This window comes from Bradyrhizobium sp. (assembly GCF_028868675.1).
GTDB lineage: Bacteria > Pseudomonadota > Alphaproteobacteria > Rhizobiales > Xanthobacteraceae > Bradyrhizobium.
This window is the reverse complement of record NZ_JAGWUA010000186.1, coordinates 1-9,422: the sequence shown is the minus strand read 5'-3', so window position 1 is coordinate 9,422 and position 9,422 is coordinate 1. Positions and strand designations below refer to the sequence as shown.

Sequence of the window (9,422 nt, the reverse complement as noted above, 5' to 3'; positions counted from 1 at the left end):
GGCGATCTCCTCGCTCTGCCTGGCGAGATTGCAATGGCTGATGCTGTGGGCGCCGATCGTGACCAGCGGATCGTCCGCCAGCGCCTTCAGCTCGTCCCAGGACAGGCAGAGCTCGCGGCACGGCGCGGCGACGTCGACACCGTGCCGCGCGCACAGTGCTGCGATCTCGCGCTGCAGATCGTGCTCGCCGGGCAGGCCGTGCAGCCAGTCGTGCAGGCGGTCGTACGCCGCCTGCTTGGCGTGAGTCGTCGCAGTGTCGAGGCGAAGCGCGGCGTTGCCGATCCGCACGTCGATCTGCTCCGACCTGGCGATGACGGCCTCGAGCGCGAGCCACCACAGCCGTCCGCTGCCCCCGGCGAAATCGCTGACGACGTAGATGGTGGCCGGCGCGGCGAACTCCCGCAGCACGGGCAGCGCAAAGTCGCGGTTGTCGCGATAGCCGTCGTCGAAGGTGAAGGCGGCAAAGCGGCGGGTGAACCTGCCCTGGAGCAGCCGCTCGTGTACCTCGTCCATGTCGATGATGTCGATGTCGTGCGCGCGCAGATGCCGCAGGGTCGTGCGCAGGAAATCGGGACTGACTTCGAGATGGCGGTTGGGATGGAACTCCGACTCGCGGGGCGGCCGCACCTGGTGCAGCATGAAAATGGCGCCCACGCCGCCCAGCAGCGGTCGCAGCAGATGGTGCGCTCCGCTGAAATAGAGTGCCTCCAGTCCGGCGCGAATGACGTTATTGCGTAATTGTTTCATTAACGGCTCGCGACCCCTGGCATTCCGCCTTCAACCTAGGGTCAACGGTTGAAGAAACTGTTAGTCCAATGGCTCAATCGAGGCATGGCAGGGGTCGCCATTTCCGGTTTGACAGCCCGCCAAGGGTTTGTTTTCTCTCCGGTTCCAGAGTTCGAGTCGCCGAATGCAGAAGGTTTTCAGGTGGGCCAGCAAATGGTGGCCGGGGCTGATCCCCCTGGCCGTCATGTGGGGAATTGCGGCCTGGACCAACACCGTGCCCGTTGAAACCGACCTGTCCGCCCGCGCCGCCGCGGCCGTCAAGGACACCGTACTCAACAGGACCAGGATCACCGTCGCCGGCCGCGACGTCGGATTCTCCGCCGAGGCCTTTTCGGAGGAGGGACGGCGCGCCGCCGTGGTGGCGGTGGAGAACGTGCCCGGCGTGCGCCTGGTCGACGACCGAACCCGCCTGGTTCCGGAGGCGAAGCCGTTCGTCTGGAACGCCGAGCGGGACGTGGTCAGGGTGACGCTGTCCGGCAGCGCGCCGCTGCCGGCGGTCAAGGGAAGGCTGGTGGAAGCCGCCCGCAAGGATCTCGGCGGGGTCGAGGTCGCCGATCAGATGGGACTGGCGCGCGGGGCGCCGCCGCGGTTCGAGGCGGCCGCGCTGTTGCTTGTCGATCAGATCGGCAAGCTGAAGGACGGCAAGATATCCGTCTCCGACAACACGATCCACCTGTCCGGCATGGCGCGCGAGCTCGGCGGCCGCGAAGCGATCGCCGACGCGCTGAAGAACCTGCCTGAGGGATTTTCGGTCGCCAACGAGATCAAGGCGCCGCCCTATGTCTTCCAGGCCAACAAGGACCCGGTCGCGGCGACCGTGACGTTGACGGGCTACGTGCCGGACGACCGCGTGCGCGCGGCGATCGCGACGGCTGCGGCGCGAAAGTTCTTCGGTGAGAAGATCGTGGACAATCTCAAGGCCAGCATCGGCGCGCCGGCCTCGTTCGGCGGAGCGGTGGTCGCAGCGCTCGGCGCCTTGTCGCGGCTGTCGACCGGCACGCTGGTCGTGTCGGACCGCGAGGTGAAGCTCTCCGGCGACGCACTCTATGACGGCGCCGCCGCCGACATTCGCGCCGGTCTCGGCAAGGATTTTCCCAAGACCTGGCAGTACAAGCCCGAGATCACGGTGAAGCCCGCGGCCGGGCCGGTCGATGGGACCGTGTGCCAGCAGCTGTTCGCGCAGGTGCTGACGAAGGGGAAAATCCGCTTCGAGACCAGGCGCGCCAACATCGATCCGGACTCCGCGGGCCTGCTCGATCATCTCATCGAGACGGCGCTGCGTTGTCCCAACACCGACATCGAAGTGGCCGGACATACCGATTCCGACGGCGAGGATTCCTTCAACCAGGCGCTGTCGGAGAAGCGGGCACAGGCGGTGATCGACTATCTCGTGAAGGCAGGTCTGCCCGCCGGTCGCTTCACGGCGGTCGGCCTTGGCAGCACGCAGCCCGTTGCCGGCAACGATACCGACGAAGGCAAGGCGCAAAACCGCCGCATCGAATTTCTGGTGAAGTGACATGCCGTATCTGTTGTCGTTCCATTGGGGCTGGCTGGTCGGATCGCTGCTCTTGGGGCTGGCGATGGGCTGGATATCGGTGGTCCAGCGCGGAAACGGGACCTCGAAGGTCGTCGCGCGCTGGCTGGCGCTGCTGGTTGCAGGGCTGGTCGGCGCCGCTTCCGCCCGCGTGGTTCCGGGCCGCTTCGGCTACTGGCTCGACCTCGGCCTCGTGATGTTCGCCTGCTATCTCGTCGGCTGCACGATCGGGGCATGGCTGCGCCACTGGGTGGTTTCACGCACGCAGCCGGTACCCGAGGCCTCCTGACGCGAGCGGAAGGCCCTGTTCATCAAGAGGTGCAATCGTCAATTCTTCACCTGCCATGCGCAGGATGCAGCCCGAGATTCCTGAAACTCGCGGTTTTACAAACGAGCGCCGCCGAACTGTCCGAGGGACCGCCCATCAGCTCTCCTAATACATTGAACAAACGCGTTTTTGTTCACATTGGCGAATTCCACTCCGGCTCAAAACGCGCTACCAGAGGGGCGAGGGGCATGCGCGATGCCGGAGCCGGCGGCCGGGGCTTGCCGCCCGCCATGGCCGCTGGAGCGTAGTTCGAGGTCTAGATGCTGGAAGCCATACGCAGGGCGATGTCGTTTCTGCGCCAGAAGCAAATCCTGCATAAGCTTGGAGTTGTGATCAGCGTTACGGTCATCGGCATTGCTTGCTATGTGCTCTACCACATGCTGCGTGGCATCGACGTCAACGAGGTGCTCGATGCCATCAAGAGCACCGAGCCGCGCCAGATCGCGATGGCCGCGCTGTTCGTGGCGGCAGGCTATTTCACCCTGACATTCTACGACCTGTTCGCGACCCGTGCGATCGGCCACAAACACGTGCCCTACCGCATCAACGCGCTGGCGGCCTTCACCAGCTATTCGATCGGACACAATGTCGGCGCCAGCGTCTTCACCGGCGGCGCGGTGCGTTACCGCATCTATTCGGCCTGGGGCCTGAACGCGATCGACGTCGCCAAGATCTGCTTTCTCGCCGGCCTGACCTTCTGGCTCGGCAACGCCGCGGTGCTCGGGCTCGGCATCACCTACCATCCCGAGGCGGCCGCCTCGATCGACCAGCTTCCGGCCTGGCTCAACCGCGCGCTCGCGATGATCATCATCGTCGCGCTCGTCGCCTATGTGGTCTGGGTCTGGACCCAGCCGCGGGTCGTCGGCCGCGGCCCCTGGACGGTGGTGCTCCCGGGCGGCGCGCTGACGCTGCTGCAGATCGCGATCGGCATCGTCGATCTCGGCTTCTGCGCGCTCGCGATGTATGTGCTGGTGCCGGACGAGCCCAATCTCGGCTTCGTCGTGGTCGCGGTGATCTTCGTCTCGGCGACGCTGCTCGGCTTTGCCAGCCACTCGCCCGGCGGGCTCGGGGTGTTCGACGCCGCCATGCTGGTCGGTCTCTGGCAGATGGACCGGGAGGAACTCTTGGCGGGGATGCTGCTGTTCCGCGTCCTCTACTATCTTTCGCCCTTCGTCATCTCCGTAATCTTGCTGACGTTTCGAGAGGTCATCATCGGCGCCCGATCGAAGCGCCTGCGTCAGGCGGCGCTCGAGCTCGATCCCGGCCCGGCGCGCGAGGCAGCCTATGTGAGAGAGCGCAGCGACACCGGCGCCTGACCTGCGATCACCGTGGAGACGCCGCTCCGATGGCGATAGACGCCCCATCCTCTCCCGCGGTCCAGCCCTGGTCCGACCGGTTGCGCCGCGCAGCGATCATCCTGATCGCCGCCGCGCTGGCGCTCTCGGTGGTGGTCTCGCTCGGAGAGCTGTCGGTGGTGCGGGCGCTGACGATCTTCCTCTGCATCGCGATCGCGGCGCTGATCCCCTGGCGGCTGCACGATGCGGCCGCCTCACGCGACGATGTCCGCCGCATCGACCCGGTCGAAAGCGCAGCGGTCGCCGCCGTGGTCGCCGGCATGCCCGATCCGGCCGTGCTGCTCGACCGCGCCGGCCGCGTCCTCCATCTCAACGCCGCCGCGGCCGAGCTCGCGCCGGCGCTGCGCCGCAACGAGCTCGCGCAGTTCGCGCTGCGCTCGCCCGAGATCATCACCGCGCTGCGCGAGGCGATCGCGACCTCCGAGCCGCGTCGCGCCGATTATCTCGATCACGTTCCGGTCGACCGCTGGATGGAGCTGATCGTCACCCCGGTGCCGGTGCCGACGCTGTTCGGCGGCACCGACAAGTGCATGCTGATGACGTTCCACGACCAGACCCCGCTGCGCCGGGTCGAGGAGATGCGCGCCGACTTCGTCGCCAACGCCAGCCACGAGCTGCGCACGCCGCTCGCCGCATTGTCCGGCTTCATCGACACGCTGCAGGGGCAGGCCAAGGACGATCCGAAGGCGCGCGAGCGCTTCCTCGGCATCATGCACGCCCAGGCGACCCGCATGGCGCGCCTGATCGACGACCTCCTGTCGCTGTCGCGCGTCGAATTGTCGGCGCATGTGCGGCCCGATACGCTCGTCGACCTCGTGCCGATCATCCGCCAGGTTGCCGACGGGCTCGAGCCGCTCGCGCGCGAGCGCCAGGTCGAGATCGACACCGAGCTGCCAGAGGCGCCGGTGATGATCGCCGGCGACCGCGAGGAGCTGTTGCGGCTGTTCGAGAACCTGATCGAGAACGCGCTGAAATATGGTGCCTCGGGCGGGCGGGTCATCGTCTCGCTCATCACGGTACCGGGCAGCGACGGAACCCAGGAGATCCGCGCCATGGTGCGGGACTTCGGTCCCGGAATCGCGCCCGAGCACCTGCCGCGGCTGACCGAGCGCTTCTACCGGGTCGATATCGGCGACAGCCGGTCGCAGGGTGGCACGGGGCTCGGATTGTCGCTGGTGAAACACATTCTCAACCGTCATCGCGGCCGGCTTCTGATCGAAAGTCAGCCCCGGGAGGGCGCCACCTTCACCGCCTGTTTTCCCCAGCCCCGAATCCCGGCGGCCGCCTGAAATCCAGCGATTTCAACCGGTTGAACCTGTCATCCGGCCGTTACAAAACCTTCGTAAAAGCACTACCGACCGCCCCTAAACGAGCGGGCACGGGAGCGCGATCGGGCGCAATGGCGCTTCGCTCCCGTCAGGGAGACCAGTCATGAATTTCATCGAGACCATCGTCGCTGCGGGCCTCATCGCCGCATCGACGTCGGCCTATGCCGCCGATATCACCGGAGCGGGCTCCAGCTTCATCTATCCGGTCCTCTCCAAATGGGCGGACGCCTACAAGAAGGACACCGGCGGCGTCGTGAACTACCAGTCGATCGGATCCGGCGCCGGCATCAAGCAGGTGCAGGCCAGGACCGTGACGTTCGGCGCGACCGACGCGCCGCTGAAGGCCGAGCAGCTCGAGAAGGTCGGTCTCGCGCAGTGGCCGATGATCATGGGCGCGATCGTGCCGGTGGTGAACATCGACGGCGTGAAGCCTGGCGACATCATGCTCGACGGCCAGACGCTCGCCGACATCTTCCAGGCCAGGATCACCAAGTGGGACGATCCGGCGATCAAGAAGCTCAATCCGAAGGTCAATCTGCCCTCGGCAGCGATCTCGGTCGTGCATCGCTCGGACGCCTCGGGAACGACCTTCAACTTCACCGACTACCTGGCCAAGGTGAGCGCGGACTGGAAGTCCAAGATCGGCTCCGGCACGGTGGTCGAGTGGGCGGCCGGCGTGGGCGCCAAGGGCAACGAGGGCGTATCCGCCAACGTCGGCCAGACCAGGAACTCGATCGGCTATGTCGAGTATGCCTATGCCAAGCAGAACAAGCTGATCTATACCGGCCTCGTCAACAAGGCGGGCAAGGCGGTGCAGCCGACCAACGAAGGCTTCCAGGCCGCGGCCTCCAACGCCGACTGGTCGCATGCGCCGGGCTACTACCTGATCCTGACCGACCAGCCGGGCGACAAGTCCTGGCCGATCGTCGCCTCGACCTTCATCCTGATCCACAAGGATTCGGCCGACAAGGCGGCGACGCAGGACGCGCTCAAGTTCTTCAAGTTCTCCTTCGAGAAGGGCGCCAGGATGGCCGAAGAGCTCGACTACATCTCGATGCCGGAGTCCGTGATCCAGCAGATCGAGAAGACCTGGGCCGCGGACATCAAGAGCTGATCTCTCCTGTCCTGGACGCGGTGCTGCGCCGCTGAGCCGGGGCCTGGACTCGCGTGCGAGTCTGCGAGACATGGGCCCCGGATCGGCGCCGCACCGCTTCGCGGCTCGCGTCGCATCCGGGGCACGAGATCGGTGTCACAAGAACGAGTATAGAGTCGGTACGGGGGATCGCGTGGCAGAGATGCCCATTCAGGGCGACGCAGTCGATGACGCCGGACCATTTGATCGCGCCCAGGCGTTGAGCGCGTTCAAGCTGGGCGACGTCATCTTCTACTGGATCACCCGCCTCAGCGCGATTTCGGTGCTGCTGATCCTCGGCGGCATCATCATCTCCCTGGTCGTCGGCGCCTGGCCGGCGGCGAAGGCCTTCGGCCTGCCGTTCCTCTGGTCGCAGCGCTGGGCGCCGGCCGCGGATCCGCCCGTGCTCGGCGCGCTGTCGCCGATCTACGGCACGCTGGTCACCTCGTTCATCGCCATGCTGATCGCGATCCCGGTCGGCCTCGGCATCGCGATCTTCCTCACCGAACTCTGCCCGCAATGGCTGCGCCGGCCGATCGGGATTGCCGTCGAGCTGCTCGCCGGCATTCCCTCGATCATCTACGGCATGTGGGGCTTCTTCGTGCTCGGGCCGTTCCTCGCCCATACGTTTCAGCCCTTCATGATCGAGACGTTCGGCTCGGTGCCGGTGCTGGGCGCGGTCTTCGCCGGCCCACCGTCCTATCTCAGCCTGTTCAACGCCTCGCTGATCCTGGCCATCATGGTGCTGCCCTTCATCACCGCGATTTCGGTCGACGTGTTCAGGACCGTGCCGCCGGTACTGAAGGAGGCGGCCTACGGACTGGGTTGCACCACCTGGGAAGTGGTTCGCAGCGTGGTCATTCCCTATACCCGCGTCGGCGTGATCGGCGGCGTCATGCTGGCGCTCGGCCGCGCGCTCGGCGAGACCATGGCGGTGACCTTCATCATCGGCAACTCCTTCCGCATCTCGACCTCGATCTTCGCGCCCGGCACGACCATCTCGGCGGCGATCGCGAGCGAGTTCGCTGAAAGCGACGGCCTGCACCAGTCCGCCCTGATCCTGCTCGGGCTGCTCTTGTTCGTGCTGACGTTCTTCGTGCTCGCGGCCGCGCGGCTGATGCTGCTGCGGCTGGAAAAGAAGATGGGGACGTGACGCCATGAACCCGATCTATTCGCGCCGTCGCCGCCGGGACCTCGTCGTTCGCGCGCTGTGCGTCGCCGCCGCCGCGTTCGGCGTCACCTGGCTGGCGCTGATCCTGGCGACGCTGCTCTACAACGGCCTGACCGGGCTCAACCTCCAGGTCTTCATCCAGAGCACCCCGCCGCCCGGATCGACCAGCGGCGGCCTCCTCAACGCCATCGTCGGCTCGCTCATCATGACCCTGATCGGCGTCGGCGTCGGCGCGCCGCTCGGCCTGTTCGCCGGCACCTATCTCGCCGAATACGGCCGGCATGACCGGCTGACCTCGGTGATCCGCTTCATCAACGACATCCTGCTTTCCGCGCCCTCCATCATCATCGGCCTGTTCATCTACGGCGCGGTGGTGGTGCCGATGCGCGGCTTTTCGGCGATCGCCGGCTGCCTGGCGCTCGCGGTGATCGTCATCCCCGTGGTGCTGCGCACCACCGAAGACATGCTGCTGCTGGTGCCGAACCCGCTGCGCGAGGCGGCGAGCGCGCTCGGACTGCCGCGCTCCCTGGTGATCAAGAGGATCGCCTACCGCGCGGCGCGCCCCGGCCTCATCACCGGCGTGCTGCTCGCCACCGCCCGCGTCGCCGGCGAGACCGCGCCGCTGCTGTTCACCGCGCTCTCGAACCAGTTCTTCAGCCTGGACCTGACCAAGACCATGGCCAACCTGCCGGTGACCATCAACAACTTCGTGCAGAGTCCCTACGACTACTGGAAGCAGCTTGCCTGGAGCGGCGCGCTGCTGATCACGCTGACCGTGCTCGCCCTCAACATCACCGCGCGCATCCTTGGCGCCGAGAGGACCGCAAAATGACGGACCTGTCCGTTCCCCTGAGTAGCATCGCCGGTCATCCCGGCTCTGCCGTCCTGCCGGAAGCCCCGGCCAAGGTCACGGCCCGCAACCTCAACTTCTATTACGGCGAGCACCATGCGCTGAAGAACATCAACCTGACGCTCGGCGCTAATCGCGTCACCGCGTTCATCGGCCCGTCCGGCTGCGGAAAGTCGACCTTGCTGCGCATCTTCAACCGGATGTACGATCTCTATCCGGGCCAACGCGCCACGGGGCAACTGACGCTCGACCAGACCGACATCCTCGATCCCAGGCTCGACCTCAATCTGCTGCGGGCCCGCGTCGGCATGGTGTTCCAGAAGCCGACGCCGTTCCCGATGACGATCTACGAGAACATCGCCTTCGGCATCCGTCTCTATGAGAATCTCTCGAAACCGGAGATGGACGACCGGGTCGAGAAGGCGCTGCGCGGCGGCGCGTTGTGGAACGAGGTCAAGGACAAGCTGAACGCCTCGGGGCTCAGCCTCTCCGGCGGCCAGCAGCAGCGGCTCTGCATCGCCCGCACCGTCGCGGTCCGGCCCGAGGTGATCCTGTTCGACGAGCCGTGCTCGGCGCTCGACCCGATCTCGACCGCCAAGGTCGAGGAGCTGATCCAGGAATTGTCCGAGAACTACACCATCGCGATCGTCACCCACAACATGCAGCAGGCGGCGCGCGTCTCCGACAAGACCGCCTTCATGTATCTCGGCGAGCTGATCGAGTTCGACGACACCAGCAAGATCTTCACGTCGCCGTCCGACCGGCGTACGCAGGACTACATCACCGGCCGCTTCGGTTGAGGAGACAAGACATGGGTTCTGAACACACCGTAAAGGCCTTCGACTCGGACCTGCAGGAGCTCACCCGGCTGGTCTCGGAAATGGGCGGCCTCGCCGAGCGCATGATCGTCGATTCCGTCGATGCGCTGATCCGCCGCG

At 66.1% G+C, this 9,422-nt stretch carries 9 protein-coding genes and 1 pseudogene; 9 read left to right on the top strand and 1 reads right to left on the bottom strand.

Annotated features, from left to right (window positions below; all coding sequences use genetic code 11):
* On the bottom strand, positions 1-747 hold a 747-nt coding region (locus KGM94_RS20190), incomplete at its 3' end, for a polysaccharide deacetylase family protein (protein WP_300263366.1).
* Positions 748-910: 163 nt separating this feature from the next.
* On the opposite strand from KGM94_RS20190, the gene KGM94_RS20185 reads away from it, so the two are divergent.
* The 9 genes and pseudogenes from KGM94_RS20185 to KGM94_RS20145 all read left to right on the top strand — a co-directional run.
* Positions 911-2,302, top strand: a complete 1,392-nt coding sequence (locus KGM94_RS20185; protein WP_300263364.1) for an OmpA family protein — start codon at positions 911-913, stop codon at positions 2,300-2,302.
* Position 2,303: 1 nt separating this feature from the next.
* Positions 2,304-2,609, top strand: coding sequence for a hypothetical protein (locus KGM94_RS20180; RefSeq protein WP_300263362.1), 306 nt, complete (start codon positions 2,304-2,306; stop codon positions 2,607-2,609).
* Positions 2,610-2,908: 299 nt separating this feature from the next.
* Complete coding sequence (locus KGM94_RS20175; protein ID WP_300263360.1) at positions 2,909-3,964, top strand: lysylphosphatidylglycerol synthase domain-containing protein; 1,056 nt, start codon at positions 2,909-2,911, stop codon at positions 3,962-3,964.
* A 29-nt stretch (positions 3,965-3,993) separates the two neighbouring features.
* Positions 3,994-5,292, top strand: a complete 1,299-nt coding sequence (locus KGM94_RS20170) for an ATP-binding protein (protein WP_300263358.1) — start codon at positions 3,994-3,996, stop codon at positions 5,290-5,292.
* A 142-nt stretch (positions 5,293-5,434) separates the two neighbouring features.
* Entirely contained in the window at positions 5,435-6,445 is a 1,011-nt protein-coding gene (pstS, locus tag KGM94_RS20165; protein WP_300263356.1) for a phosphate ABC transporter substrate-binding protein PstS, read from the top strand.
* A 181-nt stretch (positions 6,446-6,626) separates the two neighbouring features.
* Positions 6,627-7,616, top strand: a complete 990-nt coding sequence (pstC, locus tag KGM94_RS20160; protein WP_300263354.1) for a phosphate ABC transporter permease subunit PstC — start codon at positions 6,627-6,629, stop codon at positions 7,614-7,616.
* 4 nt (positions 7,617-7,620) lie between these two features.
* A complete protein-coding gene (gene pstA, locus KGM94_RS20155; protein WP_300263352.1) occupies positions 7,621-8,466 on the top strand; it encodes a phosphate ABC transporter permease PstA in 846 nt (281 codons plus the stop codon).
* Positions 8,463-9,284: a phosphate ABC transporter ATP-binding protein PstB gene (pstB, locus tag KGM94_RS20150; protein WP_300263350.1), complete on the top strand. Its 822-nt coding sequence runs from the start codon at positions 8,463-8,465 to the stop codon at positions 9,282-9,284. Before pstA ends, pstB begins: the two co-directional genes overlap by 4 nt.
* Before the next feature lie 11 nt (positions 9,285-9,295).
* Positions 9,296-9,422 (top strand): annotated as a pseudogene (locus KGM94_RS20145) (phosphate transport system regulatory protein PhoU); the annotation flags it as partial.

What these genes read in the sequence shown, in the direction of transcription:
- KGM94_RS20185 (WP_300263364.1), top strand. Translation starts at nt 911, where the DNA reads ATGCAGAAGGTTTTCAGGTGGGCCAGCAAATGGTGGCCGGGGCTGATC.
- KGM94_RS20180 (WP_300263362.1), top strand. Translation starts at nt 2,304, where the DNA reads ATGCCGTATCTGTTGTCGTTCCATTGGGGCTGGCTGGTCGGATCGCTG.
- KGM94_RS20175 (WP_300263360.1), top strand. Translation starts at nt 2,909, where the DNA reads ATGCTGGAAGCCATACGCAGGGCGATGTCGTTTCTGCGCCAGAAGCAA.
- KGM94_RS20170 (WP_300263358.1), top strand. Translation starts at nt 3,994, where the DNA reads ATGGCGATAGACGCCCCATCCTCTCCCGCGGTCCAGCCCTGGTCCGAC.
- pstS (WP_300263356.1), top strand. Translation starts at nt 5,435, where the DNA reads ATGAATTTCATCGAGACCATCGTCGCTGCGGGCCTCATCGCCGCATCG.
- pstC (WP_300263354.1), top strand. Translation starts at nt 6,627, where the DNA reads ATGCCCATTCAGGGCGACGCAGTCGATGACGCCGGACCATTTGATCGC.
- pstA (WP_300263352.1), top strand. Translation starts at nt 7,621, where the DNA reads ATGAACCCGATCTATTCGCGCCGTCGCCGCCGGGACCTCGTCGTTCGC.
- pstB (WP_300263350.1), top strand. Translation starts at nt 8,463, where the DNA reads ATGACGGACCTGTCCGTTCCCCTGAGTAGCATCGCCGGTCATCCCGGC.